This window comes from Mesorhizobium sp. WSM4830, assembly GCF_055811495.1.
The window spans coordinates 146,027-167,698 of the sequence record NZ_JBVVQI010000009.1 but is presented as its reverse complement, the minus strand read 5'-3'; the positions used below and the strand labels follow the sequence as shown (position 1 = coordinate 167,698).

Annotated in this window: 26 protein-coding genes; 7 read left to right on the top strand and 19 right to left on the bottom strand. The window is 62.1% G+C overall.

The window, feature by feature from the left end; genetic code table 11:
• Positions 1-16: 16 nt before the first annotated feature.
• The 5 genes from AC0L2Y_RS14455 to AC0L2Y_RS14435 form a co-directional block, all read right to left on the bottom strand.
• Complete coding sequence (locus AC0L2Y_RS14455; RefSeq protein WP_023677551.1) at positions 17-313, bottom strand: HPr family phosphocarrier protein; 297 nt, start codon at positions 311-313, stop codon at positions 17-19.
• Positions 310-711: a PTS sugar transporter subunit IIA gene (locus AC0L2Y_RS14450; protein WP_254815942.1), complete on the bottom strand. Its 402-nt coding sequence runs from the start codon at positions 709-711 to the stop codon at positions 310-312. The genes AC0L2Y_RS14455 and AC0L2Y_RS14450 overlap by 4 nt, the downstream gene beginning before the upstream one ends.
• A 164-nt stretch (positions 712-875) precedes the next feature.
• Positions 876-1,322, bottom strand: a complete 447-nt coding sequence (locus AC0L2Y_RS14445) for an HPr kinase/phosphorylase (RefSeq protein WP_473557107.1) — start codon at positions 1,320-1,322, stop codon at positions 876-878.
• A 31-nt stretch (positions 1,323-1,353) separates the two neighbouring features.
• On the bottom strand, positions 1,354-3,138 hold the full coding sequence (locus AC0L2Y_RS14440; protein WP_352736766.1) for a sensor histidine kinase: 1,785 nt from the start codon (positions 3,136-3,138) through the stop codon (positions 1,354-1,356).
• Between the two features lie 140 nt (positions 3,139-3,278).
• Positions 3,279-3,980, bottom strand: coding sequence for a response regulator transcription factor (locus AC0L2Y_RS14435; RefSeq protein WP_023677547.1), 702 nt, complete (start codon positions 3,978-3,980; stop codon positions 3,279-3,281).
• Between the two features lie 342 nt (positions 3,981-4,322).
• Between AC0L2Y_RS14435 and AC0L2Y_RS14430 the strand changes: the two genes are divergently transcribed.
• The 3 genes from AC0L2Y_RS14430 (at position 4,323) to AC0L2Y_RS14420 (ending at position 7,199) form a co-directional block, all read left to right on the top strand.
• Positions 4,323-5,933 (top strand): phosphoenolpyruvate carboxykinase, encoded by a 1,611-nt coding sequence (locus AC0L2Y_RS14430; RefSeq protein ID WP_473557104.1) that lies wholly within the window; start codon positions 4,323-4,325, stop codon positions 5,931-5,933.
• 79 nt (positions 5,934-6,012) lie between these two features.
• Positions 6,013-6,450: an alternative ribosome rescue aminoacyl-tRNA hydrolase ArfB gene (gene arfB / locus AC0L2Y_RS14425; protein WP_473557102.1), complete on the top strand. Its 438-nt coding sequence runs from the start codon at positions 6,013-6,015 to the stop codon at positions 6,448-6,450.
• Between the two features lie 131 nt (positions 6,451-6,581).
• Positions 6,582-7,199: an alpha-ketoglutarate-dependent dioxygenase AlkB family protein gene (locus tag AC0L2Y_RS14420; RefSeq protein WP_473557100.1), complete on the top strand. Its 618-nt coding sequence runs from the start codon at positions 6,582-6,584 to the stop codon at positions 7,197-7,199.
• On the opposite strand, the gene AC0L2Y_RS14415 is transcribed toward AC0L2Y_RS14420, so the two are convergent.
• The 14 genes from AC0L2Y_RS14415 to hisB form a co-directional block, all read right to left on the bottom strand.
• Entirely contained in the window at positions 7,162-8,595 is a 1,434-nt protein-coding gene (locus tag AC0L2Y_RS14415) for a hypothetical protein (protein ID WP_473557098.1), read from the bottom strand. The two genes, AC0L2Y_RS14420 and AC0L2Y_RS14415, sit on opposite strands and share 38 nt — an antisense overlap.
• Positions 8,596-8,863: 268 nt before the next feature.
• A complete protein-coding gene (locus tag AC0L2Y_RS14410) occupies positions 8,864-10,336 on the bottom strand; it encodes a hypothetical protein (RefSeq protein WP_473557097.1) in 1,473 nt (490 codons plus the stop codon).
• A 91-nt stretch (positions 10,337-10,427) separates the two neighbouring features.
• Positions 10,428-10,823 carry a GtrA family protein gene (locus AC0L2Y_RS14405; RefSeq protein ID WP_023677541.1) on the bottom strand — a complete coding sequence of 132 codons (396 nt, stop codon included), beginning with the start codon at positions 10,821-10,823 and terminating at the stop codon, positions 10,428-10,430.
• 7 nt (positions 10,824-10,830) lie between these two features.
• A complete protein-coding gene (locus tag AC0L2Y_RS14400; protein WP_473557094.1) occupies positions 10,831-11,601 on the bottom strand; it encodes a class I SAM-dependent methyltransferase in 771 nt (256 codons plus the stop codon).
• Positions 11,601-12,608 (bottom strand): glycosyltransferase family 2 protein, encoded by a 1,008-nt coding sequence (locus AC0L2Y_RS14395; protein ID WP_473557093.1) that lies wholly within the window; start codon positions 12,606-12,608, stop codon positions 11,601-11,603. The genes AC0L2Y_RS14400 and AC0L2Y_RS14395 overlap by 1 nt, the downstream gene beginning before the upstream one ends.
• Before the next feature lie 77 nt (positions 12,609-12,685).
• Positions 12,686-13,645, bottom strand: a complete 960-nt coding sequence (gene coaA / locus AC0L2Y_RS14390; protein ID WP_473557090.1) for a type I pantothenate kinase — start codon at positions 13,643-13,645, stop codon at positions 12,686-12,688.
• Between the two features lie 18 nt (positions 13,646-13,663).
• On the bottom strand, positions 13,664-13,990 hold the full coding sequence (locus AC0L2Y_RS14385; RefSeq protein ID WP_473557089.1) for a phosphoribosyl-ATP diphosphatase: 327 nt from the start codon (positions 13,988-13,990) through the stop codon (positions 13,664-13,666).
• Positions 13,991-14,026: 36 nt separating this feature from the next.
• On the bottom strand, positions 14,027-14,821 hold the full coding sequence (gene hisF / locus AC0L2Y_RS14380) for an imidazole glycerol phosphate synthase subunit HisF (RefSeq protein ID WP_473557213.1): 795 nt from the start codon (positions 14,819-14,821) through the stop codon (positions 14,027-14,029).
• Positions 14,818-15,654, bottom strand: coding sequence for an arginase family protein (locus AC0L2Y_RS14375; protein WP_473557087.1), 837 nt, complete (start codon positions 15,652-15,654; stop codon positions 14,818-14,820). Before AC0L2Y_RS14375 ends, hisF begins: the two co-directional genes overlap by 4 nt.
• Positions 15,651-16,400: a 1-(5-phosphoribosyl)-5-[(5-phosphoribosylamino)methylideneamino]imidazole-4-carboxamide isomerase gene (gene hisA / locus AC0L2Y_RS14370; RefSeq protein ID WP_473557085.1), complete on the bottom strand. Its 750-nt coding sequence runs from the start codon at positions 16,398-16,400 to the stop codon at positions 15,651-15,653. The genes AC0L2Y_RS14375 and hisA overlap by 4 nt, the downstream gene beginning before the upstream one ends.
• 2 nt (positions 16,401-16,402) lie before the next feature.
• Positions 16,403-16,693: a DUF1330 domain-containing protein gene (locus AC0L2Y_RS14365; RefSeq protein ID WP_473557083.1), complete on the bottom strand. Its 291-nt coding sequence runs from the start codon at positions 16,691-16,693 to the stop codon at positions 16,403-16,405.
• A gap of 3 nt (positions 16,694-16,696) precedes the next feature.
• Positions 16,697-17,347, bottom strand: a complete 651-nt coding sequence (gene hisH / locus AC0L2Y_RS14360) for an imidazole glycerol phosphate synthase subunit HisH (RefSeq protein ID WP_473557081.1) — start codon at positions 17,345-17,347, stop codon at positions 16,697-16,699.
• A gap of 1 nt (position 17,348) precedes the next feature.
• Positions 17,349-17,822 carry a DUF2628 domain-containing protein gene (locus AC0L2Y_RS14355; protein ID WP_473557079.1) on the bottom strand — a complete coding sequence of 158 codons (474 nt, stop codon included), beginning with the start codon at positions 17,820-17,822 and terminating at the stop codon, positions 17,349-17,351.
• 4 nt (positions 17,823-17,826) lie between these two features.
• Complete coding sequence (hisB, locus tag AC0L2Y_RS14350) at positions 17,827-18,426, bottom strand: imidazoleglycerol-phosphate dehydratase HisB (protein ID WP_473557077.1); 600 nt, start codon at positions 18,424-18,426, stop codon at positions 17,827-17,829.
• 225 nt (positions 18,427-18,651) lie between these two features.
• Here hisB and hslV point away from each other — a divergent pair, with 225 nt between their 5' ends.
• The 4 genes from hslV to hslU are packed head-to-tail and all read left to right on the top strand — an operon-like array spanning position 18,652 to position 21,661.
• A complete protein-coding gene (hslV, locus tag AC0L2Y_RS14345) occupies positions 18,652-19,203 on the top strand; it encodes an ATP-dependent protease subunit HslV (protein WP_352490478.1) in 552 nt (183 codons plus the stop codon).
• Entirely contained in the window at positions 19,193-19,708 is a 516-nt protein-coding gene (locus AC0L2Y_RS14340; RefSeq protein ID WP_473557075.1) for a GNAT family N-acetyltransferase, read from the top strand. The genes hslV and AC0L2Y_RS14340 overlap by 11 nt, the downstream gene beginning before the upstream one ends.
• 38 nt (positions 19,709-19,746) lie before the next feature.
• Positions 19,747-20,343 (top strand): DUF2585 domain-containing protein, encoded by a 597-nt coding sequence (locus tag AC0L2Y_RS14335; protein ID WP_473557073.1) that lies wholly within the window; start codon positions 19,747-19,749, stop codon positions 20,341-20,343.
• A gap of 4 nt (positions 20,344-20,347) precedes the next feature.
• Positions 20,348-21,661 (top strand): ATP-dependent protease ATPase subunit HslU, encoded by a 1,314-nt coding sequence (hslU, locus tag AC0L2Y_RS14330; protein WP_473557070.1) that lies wholly within the window; start codon positions 20,348-20,350, stop codon positions 21,659-21,661.
• Positions 21,662-21,672: the final 11 nt, after the last annotated feature.

Below are 21,672 nucleotides of genomic sequence, written 5' to 3'. Positions count from 1 at the left end.
GCCGTCGGCGAAGCCGTCAGCACTCCTCGCCGAAACGGGAAGCAACCAGTTGCTCCAGCGCATCGATGACCTCTTCGGCCTCCGGGCCGGTGGCGGTGACGCGGATCGAATAACCGGGGCTCGCCGCCAGCATCATCAGGCCCATGATCGAGGTGCCGCCGACCTTGACGCCGTCCTTCTCGACCTGGACCGTGGCGTTGAAGCCGCTGGCGATTTGAACGAACTTGGCCGAGGCGCGCGCATGCAGGCCGCGCTGGTTGACGATCGGAAAGTCGCGAACGATCTTGTCCTTTTCCGGCAACAGCGCACTCATTTACTGCTCAGGAGCTGACTGGCGACGTTGATGTATTTGCGGCCGGCAGCCTGCGCCTCATCCAGCGCGGCCGTCATGTTGTCGCCTTTGCGAACGCTGGACAGCTTGATCAGCATCGGCAGGTTCATGCCGGCAATGACCTCGATACGGCCGGATTCCATCACTGAAATGGCGAGGTTGGAGGGCGTGCCGCCGAACATGTCGGTCAAAACGATGACGCCTGATCCGGTATCGACGCGGCCGACTGCGTCGATAATGTCGCGGCGGCGCTGTTCCATATCGTCGTCGGCACCGATCGCCACGGTCTCGAAATTGTCTTGTGGCCCAACGACATGTTCCACGGCATTGCGGAACTCGGCGGCCAGTTGACCGTGCGTTACAAGCACGAGTCCGATCATTCTTTGGTGGCTCCCGTCATGGCCGCTTCACAGGCGCATTTTATGCTCGCCGACCGTTCCAGGTGGCGGGAGCGCTATCTTGTCGACGCAAGGCCCGTTGACAAGCCCAAAATTGCGCCGGCCCAGGCCAATTTGACGCATTGCAGCAAAAAATCGAAATCGGATCACAGGAAAGGCGCAATCGACAGGCGCGACATCACTGCCGGCAAGGCCGCCGCTACATTGCGCCCGGCAAGATCGATGCGCGGCACCGGTACGCCGAAAACGAGCTCGCTGCAGTCTTCCTGGAAGCGGGCCATTTTGCCGGCTGGCGCCAGCCGGACAATGAGGTCGATCACGCAGCTTGGCTCGAACCGTATCGGTTTGGGGCCGAATCCCGGCACCTCGACGAGGCCGGCGATGCTGGCTGGTGCGCGGCAGACCAGCCGCCCCTCGCGATCGGCGGCATAGAGCTGGTCATCGCCGATCAGCCGGGAAAACAGCCCGCGCTGGCTGCAATGATCGATCAAGGCGAGCGCCAGCGTCGTCTTGCCCAAGCCGGACGGTCCGGTGATGAGAATGCCGCGGTCACCTATCAGAATCGCGGTGCCGTGAATGTTTTCAGGCTGCACAACAGGACCGGGCGTGATTGGAATTCATCGGTCAGCCTTCGGCCGGCAGCGTCACCACGAAGCGCGCGCCCTTGATCTCGCCAGGCTTGGTGCCCGGGATGTTCTCGGCGCTCAGCGTGCCGCCATGGGCTTCAACGATCTGCCTGGATATCGACAGGCCAAGGCCCGAGTTCTGGCCGAACGCCTCGCCGGCCGGCCGATCGGTATAGAACCGCTCGAAAATGCGATCGATGTTATCGGCCCGGATACCGGGTCCATTGTCGTCGATGGTAACGATGTTGAACTTGCCGGCGCGCGCCAGCGATATGGTGATGTGGCCACGTTCTTCGGGGACGAACGAGCGGGCATTCTCGATCAGGTTGGTGATCACCTGGCCGATCCTCAGATCATGGCCGACGACGAAGTAGCCTTTCACGCCCTGCGGCAGTTTGGCGACCTTGAATTCGATCTCGACCGCCTTCTTGTTGCGCGTGGCCTCGCGCGAGACGGCCACCAGATCGGTGATGAACTTCTTCAGGTCGACGGTTCCCGCATCTTCCCGCGCCAGTTCGGCGTCGAGACGGGAGGCATCGGAAATATCGGTGATCAGGCGGTCCAGCCGCCTCACATCGTGCTGGATGATATCCATCAGCCGGCTGCGCGAATTGTCGTTCCTGGCCAGCGGCAATGTCTCCACCGCGCTGCGCAGCGAGGTAAGCGGGTTCTTCAACTCATGCGAGACATCCGCGGCAAAACTTTCGATCGCCTCGATGCGGGCGTAGAGCGCATTGGTCATGTCGCGCACGGCGATCGACAGATTGCCGATCTCGTCCTGGCGGTCGGAGAAGTCGGGGATTTCCTCGCGGTTCTTGACGCCGCGGCGAACCCTGACTGCCGCCGCGGAAAGCCGGCGCAGCGGGTTGGCTATGGTGGAGGCCAGCAGCATCGACAGGATGGCGGTAACCAGGGCGGCAATGCCGAACACGCGCAGGATCGCCTTGCGCTCGGCCGCGACGATCTTGTCGATGTCGCCGCCTTCGGTCGACAGCATCAGCACGCCGAGAACGGCACGGAAGCGCTGGATCGGTACCGCCACTGAAACGATCTGCTCGCCCTGCTCCGAGATCCGCACGATCGTCGACGGACTGCCGGTAAGCGCCTTAACCACTTCCGGAAACGCGGCGCCGTTGCCACCTGGCTGCTCGCGATAGACAGGCAGTTGCTTGTTGCGAAAGAAATCAAAGACGAATTTCTGGATGCGCTCCAGAAGGTCCGGCTGCTCCTCTTCGACCGGCGGCAGGTCGTAGCGAAGGATCTGGCCGCGCGAATAGAGATGGCGGGAATCGAGCAGCAGGTTGGCGTCGCGGTCGTAAATGCGGGCGCGTGTGCGCGTCGGCGAGATCAACCGCCTGAGCACCGGCGCCACGCGCTCCGGATTGATCGGGAAATCCAGATTGTCGAGCTGGTCGGAGCCGGGGCCCAGGCTTTCGCCGGCCTGCAACTCGAGCAGCTTCTCCGGATCGATGCTGATCGAATCGGTCTCGACCGTCGCCGAGGCGGCGATCGCGCCGGCGATGATCTCGCCCTGCGTCATCAGGCTCTCGACACGGGCGTCGATCAGCCCGTCGCGAAAGGTGTTGAGATAGAGAATGCCGGTGACCAGGACGGCCAGGCCGGCAAGGTTGAGAAAGAGGATGCGCCGCGTCAGGCTGGAAAAGATGTGATGGCCGAGAAACCGGCGCATCGGCACCGTAATTTTCGACACGAAGGCGGGCAGAATCCGCGGCGGGCGCCTGGCGGCGCCCGACCGTCTCACTCGCTCTACTTCCACTGCCATCGAATAGCAGCTCCCGCTTAGTAATTAGTGAGTAGGCAGTAGGGAATAGAGCAATGGTTGGGTGAGATCGCGACGATGCTGAGTGGCCGTTCGCACCATTCAAACTGACTACCGACTATTCCCTACTGCCTATTGCCTATTTACGCTTCGCGGAACCGATATCCGACTCCGTAAAGGGTTTCGATCATTTCGAAGTCATCATCGACGGCCTTGAACTTTTTGCGCAGCCGCTTGATGTGACTGTCGATGGTGCGGTCATCGACATACACCTGCTCATCATAAGCCGAATCCATCAGCGCATCACGGCTTTTTACGACGCCTGGACGCTGGGCCAGGGAATGCAGGATGAGGAACTCGGTGACGGTCAGCGTCACCGGCTCGCCCTTCCAGGTGCAGGTGTGGCGCTCCTGGTCCATGACAAGCTGGCCGCGCTCAAGCGACCGGGCCTGCTGGTTGGGCGCCTTGGCCGCCGCCTCGCGGGTGCTGGCGCGGCGCAGCACGGCGCGGACGCGTTCGACCAGAAGACGCTGCGAGAAGGGTTTACGGATGAAGTCGTCGGCGCCCATCTTGAGGCCGAACAGTTCATCGATCTCGTCGTCCTTGGAGGTCAGGAAGATCACCGGCAGGTCGGATTTCTGACGCATCCGGCGCAGCAGCTCCATGCCGTCCATGCGCGGCATCTTGATGTCGAGGATGGCGAGGTTCGGCGGGCGCGCCGCCAGTCCCTCCAGCGCCGACGCCCCATCCGTGTAGGTTTCGACTCGATAACCCTCGGATTCGAGGGCGATCGAAACCGAAGTCAGAATGTTGCGATCGTCGTCGACAAGCGCGATTGTTGCCATTTCAAGCGGCTCCCTCATGAGCTGTCCCTTCTTTCGTCGAGAAGGGGCTTTTGCAGGACAAATTAGGTACAAAATGTGGCATAGGCTTTATCCGCTGTCACGCGCGGCATGCCGGCGGCCACAATTGTACCTCGATATGGATTGGACGATTGAACATCGCCAATCCTTTGGGCAACCATCAGTGTTTTCGCACATATAAACGATTTAAACAACTTTCAAAATATTTAAATCGATTAATGATTTGATATCATTCGACTTTTCTGGTTTTGACGTTTTTAGCTCCTGCAATGGGAGTTCCGGAATTCGCCGGTAAAGACGCGGTAAATCGAAGAAGGGACACCCATGTCGGAAGCCGGCAAACGCAATCCTGCATGCGCGATCGATCGGATCGGCCTGAGAACCACGGGCGTGGTGCGCTATAATTTCGGCGCGGCCGCGCTCTACGAGGAGGCAATCCGCCGTGGCGAGGCCCGACTCACCGCGCATGGCGCGCTTGCCGCCGAGACCGGGCAGCACACCGGCCGCTCGCCCAGGGACAAATTCGTGGTGCGCGACGAAAGCACGGCGCCGCATGTATGGTGGGACAACAACAAGGCGATTTCGCCGATCCAGTTCGATACGCTGCTTGCCGATTTTCGCGCCCATGCGACTGGAAAGGACCTTTATGTGCAGGACCTGGTCGGCGGCGCCGACGAGGAGCTGAAGCTGCCGACCAGGGTGATCACTGAGCTTGCCTGGCACTCCTTATTCATCCGCAATCTGCTCATCCGACCGGCAGCCGCCGAACTCGAGCATTTCATGCCCGATTTGACGATCATCGATCTGCCGTCGTTCCGCGCCGATCCCGCCCGCCACGGCACGCGCGGCGAAACGGTGATTGCCGTCGATCTTTCGCGCATGATCGTGTTGATCGGCGGTACCTCCTATGCCGGCGAGATGAAGAAGTCGGTGTTCACCGTGCTCAACTATCTGCTGCCGGCAAAAGGCGTGATGCCGATGCATTGCTCGGCCAATGAAGGGCCCGCCGGCGACGCGGCCGTTTTCTTCGGGCTTTCCGGGACCGGCAAGACGACGTTGTCGGCCGACCCGTCGCGCACGCTGGTCGGCGACGACGAGCATGGCTGGGGACCGCACGGCATCTTCAATTTCGAAGGCGGCTGCTATGCCAAGACGATCAAGCTTTCGGCCGAAGCCGAGCCGGAGATCTTCGCCACCACCCAGCGCTTCGGCACGGTGCTGGAGAATGTGGCGCTCGACGCCGGCCGCGTGCCGGATTTCGACGACGGCGGGCTGACCGAAAACACGCGCTGTGCCTACCCGCTCCACTTCATTCCGAACGCCAGCAAGACGGGGCGCGCCAGCCACCCGAAGAACATCATCATGCTGACCGCCGACGCATTCGGTGTGATGCCGCCGATCGCGCGGCTCACCCCGGCGCAGGCGATGTATCATTTCCTCTCCGGCTACACCGCCAAGGTGGCGGGGACCGAGAAGGGCGTTACCGAACCCGAAGCGACATTTTCGACATGCTTCGGCGCACCGTTCATGCCGCGGCATCCGTCGGAATACGGCAATCTGCTGCGCGAGCTCATCGCCCGCCACGGTGTCGATTGCTGGCTGGTCAACACCGGCTGGACCGGCGGCGCCTACGGCACCGGCAGGCGAATGCCGATCAAGGCAACGCGGGCGCTGCTTGCGGCGGCGCTCGACGGCTCGCTGAAAGCGGCCGGCTTCCGCACCGACGCCAATTTCGGTTTCGACGTACCGGTGACGGTTGCCGGCGTCGACCGCGCCATTCTCGACCCGAGATCGACCTGGATCGACAAGCCCGCCTATGATCGGCAGGCGGCAAGGCTGGTCGGGATGTTCGTCGACAATTTCGAAAAGTTCGAAGCCCATGTCGACGCCACCGTGCTCGGCGCCGCACCACGCATGCAGGTCGCGGCTGAATAGCCGTCGCCCCTGGTGATGCTTCGAGGCCCGGCTTCGATCGGGCCTTTTCTTTTTTCGCCTGCCGCGCCATGACTGCGGCATGAACGCCGACGACAAGATCATCATTACCGACGATGCGGTGATTAATCCGGGCGACCTGCACGAGGATTTCATCCGCTCGTCCGGCCCGGGCGGCCAGAACGTCAACAAGGTGGCGACGGCAGTGCAATTGCGCTTCGATGCCGCCAATGCGGCTGGCCTGTCGGAGCGTGTGCGCGAACGGACCATCAAGCTCGCCGGCCAGCGCGCCACCAAGGACGGCGTCATCATCATCGAAGCCGGACGCTTCCGCACCCAGGAGCAGAACCGGACGGACGCCCGGGCGCGGCTGACGGCACTGGTCGCCAAGGCCGCCGAACCACCACCACCGCCGCGCAAGAAGACCAGGCCGTCCAAAGGCGCGGTCGAAAGACGGCTCAAGAGCAAGGCCGGGCGCGGCTCGATCAAGAAAATGCGCGGCCGGGTCGAGGATGACTGACAGCCGAAGCGGCCTGGGATCGAAGATCGCCGGTTAAAGCACGCAGCCACCGTCGGAGGCGGCTTTCGGGTCGCCGTTTTCACTTGACCGTGGCATTCTGATTTCTCCAGACCAATGGATCAAGCGCCGCGATGCTCGTACTGCCCAAAGGCGTCCGCCATATGCCCGGCTACCTGTCGCGCGCCATGCAGGACGTGCTGGTGGAAGATATCAGGCAGGTCGTGCAGGAGGCCCCGCTGTTCGTGCCGGCGATGCCGCGTACCGGCAAGGAGATGAGCGTGCGCATGACCAATTGCGGTCCGCTGGGCTGGGTCACCGACAAGGAGCACGGCTATCGCTACCAGCCGACCCACCCGGTGACCGGAAGGCCTTGGCCGGCGATCCCGGAGATGCTGCTCGAACTGTGGCGGGACGTATCCGCCTATGCGCACCCGCCGGAGGCCTGCCTGGTCAATTTCTATTCGCAGGATGCCAAAATGGGTCTTCACCAGGACCGCGACGAGAGCGATTTCTCCGCGCCGGTCTTGTCGGTGTCGCTCGGCGACGATTGCCTGTTCCGGGTCGGCCAGACGACGCGCGACGGCGCCACCAAATCGCTCAGGCTGAAGAGCGGCGACGTCGTCGTGCTTGGCGGCGAAGGCCGGCTCTGCTTTCACGGCGTCGACCGTATCTACCCGTCGACCTCGGCATTGCTCAGGAGTGGCGGCCGCATCAATCTGACGCTGCGACGGGTGACGATGCCGAAGTAGGCTGTTCGGGTGGCCGATCGCCCGGGCGGACATAATCGTCGCGCAGATAGATGCGCTCGGTCTCGTCCTCGACGAGAATGCGGTAGTGCGCCAGGATGGCGTCAAAGCCAAAACGCCCCATCAGTTGGCTTGTCCACATTGTGTTGTTTTTCTTGAAGACGACGACATCCGGGCGCAGACGCGCGAACTCTTCGCGTTTGCTTTCGACGTAGCGTACCATGATGGCTTGGTAATGGATGGCTTCGGCGGTGTCACCCGAGAGGGCTGCCTGCCGGGACAGGGAAAGTGCGAACGCTCCAAGCCAATCGCTGACGTGGGTCGAAACGAATTGCCCATCGATCATACGGTTCAAGGGATGTCCCGAGGAAATATCCGAACTGACCAACGCCACGGTCGGTCGATCGGTGGCGGCGCGAATGGCGGCAACCAGCGCCGGCCCTGGTTTCTGGGTGCTCCAGTACGGCAAGAAGGCGATTGCCACCGCCGCCAGTGCCCAAGCTCGCGAAGGAGCCGTCACGAACGCCAACAGCTTCGACGGCTGCTGCACGATCCTGGGCACCGCCAGCAGGCAGAAAATGGCCGCCACGGCGCAAAAGATCGCGGGATAGGCATGATAAGAATAGCCTTTCGCTTGGTAGAACAGGGGAAGCATGCCGGCGATCGATGCCGCCAACGCCACCGCCGCCAGCTCTGGAACCCCCCCGGCAGGCCACAGCCACCAGATCAGGAAGACAAGGAAACACCATGGGAAACCGTAGCCGGTCACAATCGGCCAAAAGATGCCGATCTTTCCATAAACATCCGCCAAGAGGGGATAGACGTCGCGCAGGAACTCCGGATGGATGAGCGTGACGGTGCTGAGATAGACAATGCAGATGGCGCCAATAACCCAGTGTTCCGGGGCGAAGATCGGTTTCAGACTGCGCCGGCGCACTGCAACGACCAACGCCGGCGCCAACACCATGATCGCATAGTAGGGCTTGACCAGCAGCAGAATGCTGCCCGACAGGCCGGCGAGTAAGGCAAGCCCGATGCTTGGTTGGGCAGCTGCGTCTCTGCGCGCGCGCCAGGCATGAAGCGCAAGCAGCGGCATGAAAAGCGCCGTGCCGATATGCTCCCGCTCGCTGAAGGCGTTGCCGGGGAAGATCACCAACATTGCGCAAAACGCCGGCCCCAGTGCAAACAGCGATGCAGTTTCAGTGAAACCCGCGCGCTTGACGATCACACCCGAGAGCGAAAGTCCGATGAGCACGGCAAGATAAGTCCAGGCCTCAACCAGGATTTCCGGGGCGGTGCCCAGCAATCTGGCCGCAGCCACTGGCGGCAGATAGAGCCAGACGCTGAATGGAGGATTGGTCTCGTAGATTTGCGAGTAAAGCCGCTCACCGGACAGCATGCGCTCGCAGACCGTGATCAGCCAGCTGGTGTCGGTAACAGTTCCCCAACGTTGCTGCCAGACGATCGAGAAGACCGTGACGGCGGCAATGGCCAGGACATTGCGGCTAGGAAGCAGCGACGCCGCGATATCCCGGCCGCGCCACCGGCTCAAGCCGTCAATGTCGTTCGAGACGCTCATGATGTTGCACCGAGGCTCTCGAGATCGAGCCATATGTCGTCGAGCGGAGCGATTGGATCCAGCCGTGCCATGGTTTCTGGAAGCCTCCTCAATCGGTTTGGAGCGGCGCGGGCGCCGTATAACGAAGATAGACAGTGATTTCCGGCTCGGCGTGCAGCAGACGATAGTCGGCCAAAGCGGCAGCGATCCGCTTGTCCTGTAGCATCTGGGCAGTCCACGCGGGCGAGCCTGACAGCACGATGTCGGGTTTCTTCGCTGATATCTCGGCGGCGTTTTCGCCGATCACCCGATCGCGGATGGTTTCAAGTTCCCGTCTCCGTTCGAGATCGCCGGTGACGAGGGCGAGCGTGTCCGCGTTGGAGACCGCCCAGGCGCTCGGATGGCGTGATATGAACCTGCCGCCGACCAGCCTGGCGAGGGGATGGGCAACCTGCATCTGGTCGGCAATCGACATGATGGTCGGGGTTTCGACCGTCGCGCGGATCGCGGCGACAGAGCGGGCGATCGGGCCGTTATCCGTTGTCAGCGCCGCGTACTGTGCCCTGACCGCTATTTGCAGCACCAGCACGCTACCGAAGATCAAGGCGGCCTTACGAACGACGCCTGCACTGCCGAATGTGCCGAACCGCAGAAGCTGGATGCCAAATGCAAGTGTTGCAACAACGACCATCGGCAGCGCGTGATTGGGCCAACCCTTGCCCATGATGATGAAGGCTGGAATGAACCCCAGTGCGGTCAGAAGCGGAATCCTGACGTCCCAGCTCGTCTTTCTCAGGCCGCCGGCCGCAAGCACGGTGGCGGCGGCCAGAAGCAGCACCACTTTCGGCCAGTTTGCCAGCATATCGGCGGCAGAGGCCCTCAAAGGAAGATAGACCTCCCTGACCAAGGGCAGGACGTCGCTTAAATAGGCGCGGTCGAAGAGCGCGATGGATGCCGCATAGGCGGCCACGATCGCAGCGCCAAGCAGGTTCTCTGCGACGACGAGCGGTCTCAGCGACCGCCTTTCAAGCGCAAGACAGAGCGACGGCAACATGAAGGCCAGCACAAAATAGGGCGGCTTGACCATGACCACGACCGCCGCGCCGAAGCCCGCGACCATGTGCTCCAGGCGCGAGCCTGCGCTGAAATCCGGGTTTCGCTGACGTGTGCATTGCAACGCCGCCCAAGGCAAAATGGCAATCAACGCGAAGTGCTCGCGTTGGCCGAATTGATCCGGCATGAAACACAGGATCAAAAACAGGGCCGCCGTTGCTGTCCAGAGCGCATGGGGCTGCCGGTAGACCGGTTCATCGCGCGCGAAAATGCGGACGGAAATGAAAATACTGGCCAGGCTCAGGCAAACGACGCCAAGCGCCAGCCAGAATTCCGCACGTATGCCGGCGAGCTTTTCCAGGAGCATGAACGGCATGTAGAGCCCGATCGAGAAAGGTGGGTTGGTCTCCACGATGTCGGTGTTGAGCCGCTCTCCGCCAAGCAGGCGGTCGCAGACGACCAGAAGCCATGACACGTCGACATTGGTCGGAATTGCAACGGTGGATAGCCAGACGGCGTATGTGACCACCAGGCAGGCCAGCAGCAGCGGAGCACCCGCTACGCCCACAAAGGGCGAGAAACGGTTGGCGCCGGGGAGCAGTTCACTGAGGGATCGCGCGCTAGAGACCACGAAACACCCAGCGCCCGAGGACGACATAGTTGATGACCGGCACGGCAATGCAGGTGAGCAGGATCGGGATTGCGGCAGGGACGCCGAGCATCTGGGTCAAAAGCCCCGGCAGGGCGATTGCGACAGCGAGACCGGAAGCGGTGAGCAGGAGGAAGCGAGGCAGTTCCATCGCGTGGCTGCCGCCCGAGGTAAAGGTGAAATATTTGTGCCCGGTGTAGGAGAACAGCGCGGCGACGGCGTAGGCCGCAAACGATGTGAGCGCCGCCGGCAGGGCCGCCGTTGCCTGTCCACGCGACAGCAGGAAAGCGCAAACGGCGTAGATCAGCGTCGACGCAATGCCAATCAGCGCAAAGCGCGATAGTCGACGATACGAGCCGGTGCCCATGACGCGGTCAAGCTGCCAATTTCTCGTCGAGGCGACCGGTTTCGATGGCGCTGTCCTTGCGGAACACCGCCAGCAGCGAAACGCCGAAGGGCAGGCTTGCATTTGGTATGATGCGGCCTTCCGCCGAAAACACTGCCTTCATCACTGCATTCAGTGGTTTTGGCGGCGTGGCATGGCCGGCTGGCAAGCCCGACTTGCGCAACCTGTCCACCAGTCGTGCCAGCGCCGCTACCGGAAAGAGCGCGGCATTTGTGTAGCTCAGTCGATCGATCGCGAAACCAGCCTTTTCAATTCGTTGACGCAGCAGATCGCGTGAATAGCGCCGCATATGATGCAGCCCCACATCATGCGTGCTCCACAACCATTGGTGTGCGGGCACCGTAAGGACGACGCTGCCGGCTGGTTTCAGCATTTGGCGGATCGCGGCAAGCGATGCCTCGTCTTCAGCGACATGTTCCAGCACGTCGAACAGACAGACGAGGTCGCAGCTTTGCGGCACGACAGGAATGTTGTCCGGCAGATGTCCGGCGAGGAAGTCGCGGCTGGTCTTTTCCCGGGCAATCCTGCGCGCGAGATCACTCATCTCGACTGCCGTCACGGCGCCGAACTGCTCCAGCATCCGGATGTTGCCGCCGGTGCCGGCGCCGATCTCGACGATGCGCGCGTTTTCAGGCAGGCCGATGCTGCGAATGACCGCCTCGGCGATGGCGCGACGCCCGCAGAACCACCAATGCTCGTCTTCGGTGGCGGCCATCTGTCGGTAGGCGTCGATCTCCATCAGCTCATTCCCTCATATTTGCGGCGCACGATGTAGATCGGACGCTGCTTGATCTCGGCATAGACCCTGCCGAGGTATTGTCCGATGATGCCGATGCCGAGTAACTGGATGCCGCCAAGGAAAAGAACACTGACCAGCAGCGAGGCGTAGCCGGGCACATCAACGCCAAAGATCATAGTCTTGGCGACGATCAGCACGCCGTAGAGGAACGACAGCGCGGAAATCGTCGCGCCGACATAGGTCCAGATTTCAAGCGGAGCGGTGGAGAAGCTGGTGATGCCTTCGAGCGCGAAGTTCCACAGCTTCCAGCCGGAGAATTTCGACTGGCCGGCGATGCGCTGATCGCGGATATATTCGACGCTTGCGGTGCGGAACCCGACCCAGGCGAACAGGCCCTTCATGAAACGACGGCGTTCGGGCAAAGACCGCAGCGCCTGGATGACCTGGCGGTCGATCAAACGAAAGTCGCCGACATCGTGCGGGATCTTCTGCTGCGCGATCCAATTGTGAACGCGGTAGAACATCGAGGCGGAGCGCTGCTTGAGAAAGCTGTCGCTCGCCCGATTGGCTCGCTTGGCCAGAACAACCTCAAAACCCTCGCGCCACTTTTCCACAAGCAGCGGAATGACATGCGGCGGATCCTGCATATCGACATCCATCGGGATCGCTGCATCGGCATCGCAGCTGTCGAGACCCGCGGTCATCGCAGCTTCCTTGCCGAAATTGCGTGAAAGGTCGATTACCTGGATGCGTGGATCGGTTTGTTGGGCTTCGATCAGCTTTTCGAGCGTCGTATCGCTGCTGCCGTCGTTGACGAAGATGAACTCGAGGGCAACGCCTTTGTCCTTCAGCGGCGCAGTGCTTTCGCACACCGCCTTGAGGAATGGAGCAATTGCGCCTTCCTCATTGTGGACAGGCACGATCAGGGCAATCGTTGCGGCGCCGCTGCCCGGATGTGCGATTCGGTCAGCTGCCGACCGATCGATGTTTAGGAATGGCGCATTCATTTGTTTGCCGAGCCCGCAGATTAGGCCCGACAATAGAAAGACTGGGTTAAGATGACTTTAAGAAATGTCCCGGGATTTCACAGTTTCCTGAGCGCCACTTCCTCGACCAGATGGTTGGCGCCCTTGCGCAGGATGAGATCGGCTCGGGCGCGGGTCGGCAATATGTTCTCGCGCAAATTCTTCAGATTGATGTTGGTCCACAGGCCCTCGGCGATGGCGCGGGCCGCATCCTCGGAAAGTTGCGAATAGCGGTGAAAGAAGGAGGCCGGGTCGCGGAAGGCGGTTTCGCGCAGCCGCATGAAGCGGGCGATATACCAGTGATGGATCAGCGCCTCGTCGGCATCGATGTAGATGGCGAAGTCGAAGAAATCCGACAGGAAAGGCACGATCTTGCCGTCCTTCGGCAGCTTGCCCGGCTGCAGGACATTGATGCCTTCGAAGATCAGGATGTCCGGGCGGTCGATGGTCTGGAACTCGCCCGGAATGACGTCATAGGTCAGGTGCGAATAGACCGGCGCGCGGACGTTGCGCTGCGCCGATTTGATGCCGGACAGGAAGCGCAGCAGCGCGCCGACGTCGTAGCTGTCGGGAAAGCCCTTGCGCTCCATCAGATTGTTGCGGCGCAGGACTTCGTTCGGCAGCAGGAAACCGTCGGTGGTGACCAGGTCGACCTTGGGACTCGACGGCCAGCGCGCCAGCAGCTCCTTTAGCACGCGCGCCGTGGTCGATTTGCCGACCGCCACGGAACCGGCAATGCCGATGATGAACGGTGTCTTGGCCACATCCAGCGCGTTGAAGAAGGCCTGGCGCTGCCTGAACAGGAGTTGACTGGCTTCGACATGAGCCGACAACAGCCGTGACATCGAAAGGTAGATGCGCTCGACCTCGTGGAGATCGACCGGATCGTTCAGCGACCGCAGACGATGGATCTCGTCTGCGGTCAGCGTCATCGGCGTATCGGCGCGGAACCGCGACCATTGCTCGGCCGAGAAGAAACGATAGGGTGAATACTTCTCGGTAGGAGCGAGCTGGTCCATCGAGTTCCTCCGCAGCGATCAGCCCCGGTCCAGCCGAGACGCCTTTTCGGCGATGCCCGAACGACCGGTACGGCGTTCAAGCTCGTTGAGCACATCGCTCAGCGGAATGTCCGCTATGCCGAGAACGACAAGCCAATGATAGATGAGATCGGCGCTTTCCGAAACAAGCGCGTCCCGGTCGGCGCTGATGGCTGCGATGACCGTTTCGACCGCCTCTTCGCCGAGTTTCTGCGCTGCCTTGCTCATGCCACGCTGAAAGAGCTTGGCCGTCCACGAATCCGGATCGCCGGAACGTGCGCGTTCGCCAATAATCTTCTCCAGATCGGAGAGCGAGAACTCGGTCATGACGGCGTTTACAGCCTCTTCTTAGCCGGAAAGGCTCTAGGACCGATTACCCGGCGAGTCCAGCCGCATCGGCAGTCCGGCCTGAGCCATATGCAGCTTGGCTTCGGCGATGCTGTAGGTGCCGAAATGGAAGATCGACGCAGCCAGCACCGCGCCGGCATGGCCGTCGCGAATGCCTTCGACCAGGTGGTCGAGCGTGCCGACGCCACCGGAAGCGATGACCGGCACACGTACGGCGTCGGCGACCGCGCGGGTTAGGGCTATGTCGTAGCCGGCCTTGGTGCCGTCGCGGTCCATCGATGTCAGCAGGATCTCGCCGGCACCGAGATCGACCACCCGCCGAGCGAACTCGACGGCATCGATGTCGGTTTTCTCGCGGCCGCCATGGGTGAATATCTCCCAGCGATCGGCCTCGCCCGCAGCGGATACTTTCTTGGCATCGATGGCAACGACAATGCACTGGTTCCCGAACTTGTCGGCTGCTTCGGCGACAAAATCGGGGGTCTTCACCGCCGCCGTGTTGATCGACACCTTATCGGCGCCGGCCAGAAGCAGCTTCCTGATGTCGGCGACCTGACGGACGCCACCGCCAACGGTCAGCGGCATGAAACACTGTTCTGCGGTGCGGGCGATGACATCGAAAATGGTCTCGCGGTTTTCCGACGAGGCGGTGATGTCGAGAAAGCAGAGCTCGTCGGCGCCGGCAGCGTCATAGGCTTTTGCCGCTTCGACGGGATCGCCGGCATCGACCAGGTCGACGAAATTGACACCCTTGACGACGCGGCCGTTCTTGACGTCGAGACAGGGAATGACGCGGGCTTTCAGCATCAGATCCTCCCGATCTCCGCAAGAAAATCGACAAGCAGCTGGCCGACGGCGGGCGGAACCTCAGACTGGGAATCAAAGGCCGGGTCGTAGGCCGAGAGCGTCACGCCGACGATCGGGATTGACCTGGCCAGTCCGCAGGCAAGCTGCCGCAGCTGTTCCGGGCTCGGGCCGCCCGGATGCGCGTAGCGGTTCACCTGCAGCACATCCGGATCGAGAACATCCAGGTCCAGATGCAGATGTCCCCGCACAGCCCCTGCCGCCGTGAGCTTTCCGACCATATCGAGTGCACCGGCACATTGGGTGCGCACGATCGGCAAGGTTTCCAGCAGGCGCTTTTCGTCGGGATCGAGGTCGCGGGCATCGACCAGCATGCAGCGCGCCGGGTCTATCGGCCGGAACCCCGGAATCGCTGCCGCCATCGGACGCCAGCAGAGCCCGAGCGTCGCCGCCAGCGCCATGCCGTCGAGAAAGCCGTAGGCCGACGTCTCCGGCGTGTTGAGATCGCCGTGCTGATCGATCCAGATTATCGAATCCGCGGCTTCACCGGCAACCGCACCGGCGGCGGTCAGGCAATTGCCAGCAAGGATAATGGGGAAGCGTCCTCCATCGCGGGCGAGGCTAACCTTGGTCGCGACGGCGTTGCAGACGGCAAAGCCGGTTGCGATTTCGCGCCCCTGCTCGTCTCCAACCTTGCCGATATCTTCGACGGCGACGTCATGGCCAGCCACGGTCAGGGCTTCGACGAGCCCACCGCCGACGATGGCGTCCGGCCCCTCGCCGCACCCTTCGTGATAGTGCCCGCTGTCGTAAGGAGCGAGGATAATCGAGACTTTCATGATGACGCCCCTGCCATCGGCTTGCCGCGCAGGATCGCCAGTGCCTCGGCCGGATCGATGCGGCCGTCGTAGAGCGCGCGGCCGGAGATCGCGCCTTCGAGCTTCTGCGCATCGGGCATGGTCATGCGCACGATGTCGGCGATCGAGGCGAGCCCGCCCGAGGCGATGACCGGGATCGACACCGCCTCGGCGAGATCGATGGTGGCGTCCCAGTTGATGCCGGTCAGCACACCGTCGCGGTCGATATCGGTGTAGATGATGGCGGCGACGCCGGCACCCTCGAATTTCCTCGCCAGTTCGAGGACGCCGAGGCTCGAGGCCTCGGCCCAGCCTTCGACCGCGACCTTGCCGCCCTTGGCGTCGATGCCGACGGCGATCTTGCCCGGGAATGCCTTGCAGGCCTGCCTGACCAGATCCGGATCGCGCACCGCCACGGTGCCAAGAATGACGCGGGCCAGCCCACGGTCGAGCCAGTCCTCGATCTGTGCCAGAGTGCGGATGCCGCCGCCGAGCTGCACCGGATTGCTCGTCGCCTTGAGGATGGCGCCGACCGCCGCGCTGTTGACGCTCTGGCCCTTGAAGGCGCCGTTGAGGTCGACGACGTGCAGCCATTCGAAGCCCTGCTCTTCGAAGGCGCGCGCCTGAGCGGCCGGATCTTCATTGTAGATCGTCGCGGTCGCCATGTCGCCGTGCCTGAGGCGCACGCATTTGCCGTCCTTGAGGTCTATCGCCGGAAACAGAATCACCTTCAGGCGCCTTCGACGATGACAAAGTGGCCGGTCGAGCCGGCGAGCCTGTACTTCAAGGCCTCCTGGTACTCAGGCGAGCCGTAGCATTCCATCGCCTTTTCATAGGATTCGAATTCCACCAGCACGTGGCGATTGCCTGTCGGTCCTTCCGGGCTGGTATACCGCCCGGCGCGCACCGGGAACGTCGCGCCATATTTCGCGAAAGCCGCGGCATTGGCCTCGATGTACTGCTTGTAGATCTCGGGATCGCGGACATCGACCATTGCCATCCAATAGCCCTTCTTGCTCATGATTCAGGGCCTCCAGCCTAGGAAATTGGTGATCAGCGCCAGGCCCAGCGCCTGGCTCTTCTCTGGGTGGAATTGCGTTCCGGCTAGGTTGTCGCGGGCGACAGCGGCCGTTACCGGGCCGCCATAGTCGGCAACCGCCATCACCTCATCCTCCTTCCGTGCGTCGAGATGGTAGGAGTGGACGAAATAGGCGTGCAGTCCCTTGCCGCCCGTCGCAATGCCGGAAAACAGCGGATGCTTGCGCTTCAGGTCAATCGTGTTCCAGCCGATCTGCGGGATCTTCAGTGTCGGATCGGCCGGCGTGATCTCCTTGACGTCGCCAGCGATCCAGCCAAAGCCCTTTGTGACGGTCTTCTCCAGGCCTCGCTCCGACATCAGCTGCATGCCGACGCAGATGCCGAGGAACGGCCGAGCCTTGGCGATCGCAACCTCCTCGACCGCTTCCCACATGCCGGCGACCGCACGCAGTCCAGCGGCGCAATCGGCATAGGCGCCGACGCCGGGCAGGACGATGCGGTCGGCGGTCCTGACCCGCTCGGCATCGGCGGTGAGTTCGATCGCGGCGGCAATGCCGGCTTCATGCGCGGCGCGCTCGAAGGCCTTGGTGGCCGAGCGCAGATTGCCCGACCCGTAGTCGATGATCGCGACCCTCATCTCAGGGCTTTCCCGGAATATGGTTCAGCCCCAGCGCCAGGCCCATCTGCGCCGGCCGGGCATGTGCCGCGTCTGGGACGATGCGCTGCGTAGGAGCTTGTGCATTCGAACCTGCATCGGCTTCCACCACATAGCGGATGTCGGCATCGTCGAGCCTGTCGGCCTCGACCACGCCCCATTCATGCCAGCCGCGACGGCGCAGGGCTGCGATCCGCAGGCCCTGCCCTTCCAGTCCGACAAAGAGCATGACAAGCAGGGATAAAAGCGAGCCGGTTGTTTCCAGGTCCAGCCTTTCGCCCAGCATCGACAGCAGGCCCATGGCGACAAACGCCAATGCCGCCTCGACCCACAGCCGGTGCCAGGCCAGCCACAGAGGCGGCAGCAGGAAGCCGAGCCAGGCAAAGCCGTCACGGACAAAGGTGGTGTCCACGCTTTCGCTGCGGCCTGGCGGCTCCATCACGACATAGATGGCCATGACGCTATCCTTTCAGGGATCCCTTGGTGGAGGGAACCGCATCCGGCTGGCGCGGGTCGCGCTCAAGTGCCGAGCGCAGCGAACGCGCCACGGCCTTGAAGCAGGTCTCGGCGATGTGGTGGTTGTTGGCGCCGTAGTGATTGGTGACATGCAGCGTGATGCCGGCATTCTGCGCCAGCGCGTGGAAGAATTCGCGCACCAGCTCGGTGTCGAAGGTACCGATCTTCGGCGACGAGAATGAAACATTCCAGACCAGAAAAGACCGGCCGGAGACATCGATTGCCGCCCGCGTCAGTGTCTCGTCCATGGCGAGGTCGATCGAGGCGTAGCGCATGATGCCGCGCCGCTCGCCCAATGCCTTGGCCAGCGCCTGGCCGAGCGCGATGCCCGTATCCTCGACCGTGTGGTGGTCGTCTATGTGCAGGTCGCCCTTGGCCTTCACGGTCATGTCGATCAGCGAATGGCGCGACAACTGGTCCAGCATATGGTCGAAGAAGCCGACGCCCGTCGAAATGTCGGATTTGCCCGAGCCGTCGACCTGAACCGACACGGAGATGTCGGTTTCCCTGGTCTTGCGGCTTATCTCGGCGGAACGGGGCGCCATAACCTCATCCTTGTCTCAGATTTTGCACGATTCAGGCGTTCACATGCCTGAAAACGAAAGCCTTCTAGCAGCATGATCCGGCGATTGCCAGTTACCGCTGCGGAGCACGATCCGGCCCGGCGGATGGCCGGTTTGCAATCGTCGGGCCTATGCATACATATGGCCGATCAAGTCACTCGTATGCGCCGATCGCCTCGATGGGATCGGTGCTGATCGGAGCAGAAAATGTCGAATGAACTGACCATGCATGCCACGACCATCCTGACCGTGCGCAAAGGCGGCAAGGTGGTGATCGCCGGCGACGGCCAGGTCAGCCTCGGCCAGACCATCATGAAAGGCAACGCCAAGAAGGTGCGCCGCATCGGCAAAAGCGGCAACGTCATCGCCGGCTTTGCCGGCGCCACTGCCGATGCCTTCACGCTGCTCGAGCGGCTCGAAGCCAAGCTCGAACAATATCCCGACCAGCTGACACGCGCCTGCGTCGAGCTCGCCAAGGACTGGCGCACCGACCGCTATTTGCGGCGGCTGGAAGCGATGATGCTGGTGGCCGACAAGTCGGTGTCGCTGGCGCTGACCGGCACCGGCGACGTGCTGGAGCCCGAATTTGGCGTGATGGCCATCGGCTCGGGCGGCAATTACGCGCTGGCAGCGGCACGCGCGCTGATGGATAGCGACAAGGGTGCCGAGGAGATCGCCCGCAAGGCGATGCAGATCGCGTCAGACATTTGCGTCTACACCAACAACAGCTTCGTCGTCGAAACTCTCGATGCCGCCTGAGCGGAGCCTCCGCTATGGTTTTCGGCCGGTGACCGAGAGGGACCTGCCGATGATCGCCGGCTGGCTTGCCGAGCCGCATGTCGCCGAATGGTGGAACGACCCAGAAACCGAGATTGCGGAGATTCGCGAGCATATCGACAGCATTTCGGTCGAGCCGCTGATTATCGAGCTCGACGGTAAACCCATCGGTTATCTACAGAGCTACGATCCGCATCTGGAGGACGGCCATCCCTATAGCGACCAGCCGTTCGGCACGCTCGGCATCGATCTGTCGATCGGCGTGCCGGAGCTTGTCGGGATCGGCCACGGCTCGGCGATCGTCCGGCAGTTCGTCGAGCAGCTTTTCGAGGAAGGCACGCCGCGCGTCATCATCGACCCGGACCCCTCCAATGCACGGGCTATCCGGGCCTATGAAAAGGCCGGTTTCAGGGCTATCGATCGCAGGAAGTCGGAATATGGCGATGCCGTGCTGATGGCGATTGATGCCCCAGAGGGTGATACCTGACGCCGAACAGGGTGACGCAGAAGAGGGGCAATAGCAGCATGAGCGTATCCAGCGACAAAACCGTCTCGGCCTACGAAGACAGCTGGCGAATGGGGCTTCTGCTGGTTCTCGGCCTGGTCATCTTCCAGGCCGGGGTCCTCTATGGCATGGGGCGGACTCCGATCTGCACCTGCGGCTACGTCAAGCTGTGGCACGGCATCGTGCAGAGCTCCGAGAATTCCCAGCATATTTCCGACTGGTACAGCTTCTCGCACATCATTCACGGCTTCCTGTTCTATTCGCTGGCGTGGTTCCTTTTCCCGCGCTCGCCGATCGGGCTCAGGCTGGCCTTTGCGGTGGCTATAGAGGGCGGCTGGGAGCTGCTCGAGAACAGCCCTTTCATCATCGATCGCTATCGCGCGGGCACGATCTCGCTCGACTATTATGGCGACAGCATCATCAATTCGGTGTCGGACACGCTGGCCATGGTGCTGGGGTTTGTCATGGCGCGAAGGCTTCCTATATGGGTGATCGTGACCCTCGCCCTCATCTTCGAATTCGGTGTCGGCTATCTCATCCGGGACAATCTGACACTCAACGTGATCATGCTGCTGCATCCGTTCGAGTCCATTCGGCAGTGGCAAAGTGGAATTTAGTGACATGAGCACCTTCTCTCCCCGCGAAATCGTTTCGGAACTCGACCGCTTCATCATCGGCCAGAAAGACGCCAAGCGTGCCGTGGCGATTGCCTTGCGCAACCGCTGGCGCCGCCAGCAGCTCGAAGGCCAGATGCGCGAAGAGGTGATGCCGAAAAACATCCTGATGATCGGCCCGACCGGTGTCGGCAAGACCGAGATTTCACGCCGCCTGGCACGCCTTGCCGGTGCGCCTTTCGTCAAGGTCGAAGCCACCAAGTTTACGGAGGTCGGCTATGTCGGCCGCGATGTCGAGCAGATCATCCGCGACCTGGTCGAGATCGCCATCGGGCTGGTGCGCGAGAAGATGCGCGAGGACGTCAAGGCGCGTGCCCACATCAACGCCGAGGAACGGGTGCTCGAAGCGCTTGTCGGCAAGACGGCGAGCCCGGCCACCCGTGACAGTTTCCGCAAGAAGCTGCGCGACGGCGAGCTCGACAACAAGGAGATCGAGATCGAAGTGGCCGATACCGGCAATGGCGGCATGCCCGGCTTCGAGATCCCTGGCATGCCGGGCGCCAATATCGGCGTGCTCAACATCAACGACATGCTGTCGAAGGCGATGGGCGGCAAGAAGACCAAGTTGCGCAAGACGACGGTCAAGGAGTCCTACGGGCTGTTGATCAGCGACGAGTCCGACAAGCTGCTCGATCAGGACGAAGTGGTGCGCAGGGCACTCGAATCGACCGAGAACGACGGCATTGTCTTCCTTGACGAGATCGACAAGATCGCCTCGCGCGAAGGCGGCATCGGTGCCGGCGTTTCGCGTGAAGGTGTGCAGCGCGACCTGCTGCCGCTGGTCGAAGGCACCACGGTTGCGACCAAATACGGACCGGTGAAGACCGACCACATCCTGTTCATCGCCTCGGGCGCGTTCCACGTCGCCAAGCCCTCCGACCTGCTGCCGGAATTGCAGGGCCGCCTGCCGATCCGCGTCGAGCTGCGGGCGCTGGAGAAGGGCGATTTCGTCCGCATCCTCACCGAGACCGAAGCCAGCCTGATCAAGCAGTATATCGCGCTGATGAAGACCGAAGGCGTCGACCTGGTCTTCACCGACGACGCCATCGATTCGTTGGCCGGCATCGCCGTGGACCTCAACGCCAGCGTCGAGAACATCGGCGCCAGGCGGCTGCAGACGGTGATGGAGCGGGTGCTGGACGATATCTCCTACGACGCGCCGGACCGCAACGGCACCTCGGTGACCATCGATGCCGCCTATGTCGAGAAGCATGTCGGCGACCTCTCCAGAAACACGGACTTGTCGCGTTTCATCCTGTAGGAGACGCTTCA

Coding starts and splice junctions, on each gene's coding strand:
- AC0L2Y_RS14455 (WP_023677551.1), bottom strand. CDS start 313: ATGAGTGCGCTGTTGCCGGAAAAGGACAAGATCGTTCGCGACTTTCCG.
- AC0L2Y_RS14450 (WP_254815942.1), bottom strand. CDS start 711: ATGATCGGACTCGTGCTTGTAACGCACGGTCAACTGGCCGCCGAGTTC.
- AC0L2Y_RS14440 (WP_352736766.1), bottom strand. CDS start 3,138: ATGGCAGTGGAAGTAGAGCGAGTGAGACGGTCGGGCGCCGCCAGGCGC.
- AC0L2Y_RS14435 (WP_023677547.1), bottom strand. CDS start 3,980: ATGGCAACAATCGCGCTTGTCGACGACGATCGCAACATTCTGACTTCG.
- AC0L2Y_RS14430 (WP_473557104.1), top strand. CDS start 4,323: ATGTCGGAAGCCGGCAAACGCAATCCTGCATGCGCGATCGATCGGATC.
- arfB (WP_473557102.1), top strand. CDS start 6,013: ATGAACGCCGACGACAAGATCATCATTACCGACGATGCGGTGATTAAT.
- AC0L2Y_RS14420 (WP_473557100.1), top strand. CDS start 6,582: ATGCTCGTACTGCCCAAAGGCGTCCGCCATATGCCCGGCTACCTGTCG.
- AC0L2Y_RS14415 (WP_473557098.1), bottom strand. CDS start 8,595: ATGCTGTCCGGTGAGCGGCTTTACTCGCAAATCTACGAGACCAATCCT.
- AC0L2Y_RS14405 (WP_023677541.1), bottom strand. CDS start 10,823: ATGGGCACCGGCTCGTATCGTCGACTATCGCGCTTTGCGCTGATTGGC.
- AC0L2Y_RS14400 (WP_473557094.1), bottom strand. CDS start 11,601: ATGGAGATCGACGCCTACCGACAGATGGCCGCCACCGAAGACGAGCAT.
- AC0L2Y_RS14395 (WP_473557093.1), bottom strand. CDS start 12,608: ATGAATGCGCCATTCCTAAACATCGATCGGTCGGCAGCTGACCGAATC.
- coaA (WP_473557090.1), bottom strand. CDS start 13,645: ATGGACCAGCTCGCTCCTACCGAGAAGTATTCACCCTATCGTTTCTTC.
- AC0L2Y_RS14385 (WP_473557089.1), bottom strand. CDS start 13,990: ATGACCGAGTTCTCGCTCTCCGATCTGGAGAAGATTATTGGCGAACGC.
- AC0L2Y_RS14375 (WP_473557087.1), bottom strand. CDS start 15,654: ATGAAAGTCTCGATTATCCTCGCTCCTTACGACAGCGGGCACTATCAC.
- AC0L2Y_RS14365 (WP_473557083.1), bottom strand. CDS start 16,693: ATGAGCAAGAAGGGCTATTGGATGGCAATGGTCGATGTCCGCGATCCC.
- hisH (WP_473557081.1), bottom strand. CDS start 17,347: ATGAGGGTCGCGATCATCGACTACGGGTCGGGCAATCTGCGCTCGGCC.
- AC0L2Y_RS14355 (WP_473557079.1), bottom strand. CDS start 17,822: ATGGCCATCTATGTCGTGATGGAGCCGCCAGGCCGCAGCGAAAGCGTG.
- hisB (WP_473557077.1), bottom strand. CDS start 18,426: ATGGCGCCCCGTTCCGCCGAGATAAGCCGCAAGACCAGGGAAACCGAC.
- hslV (WP_352490478.1), top strand. CDS start 18,652: ATGTCGAATGAACTGACCATGCATGCCACGACCATCCTGACCGTGCGC.
- AC0L2Y_RS14340 (WP_473557075.1), top strand. CDS start 19,193: ATGCCGCCTGAGCGGAGCCTCCGCTATGGTTTTCGGCCGGTGACCGAG.
- AC0L2Y_RS14335 (WP_473557073.1), top strand. CDS start 19,747: ATGAGCGTATCCAGCGACAAAACCGTCTCGGCCTACGAAGACAGCTGG.
- hslU (WP_473557070.1), top strand. CDS start 20,348: ATGAGCACCTTCTCTCCCCGCGAAATCGTTTCGGAACTCGACCGCTTC.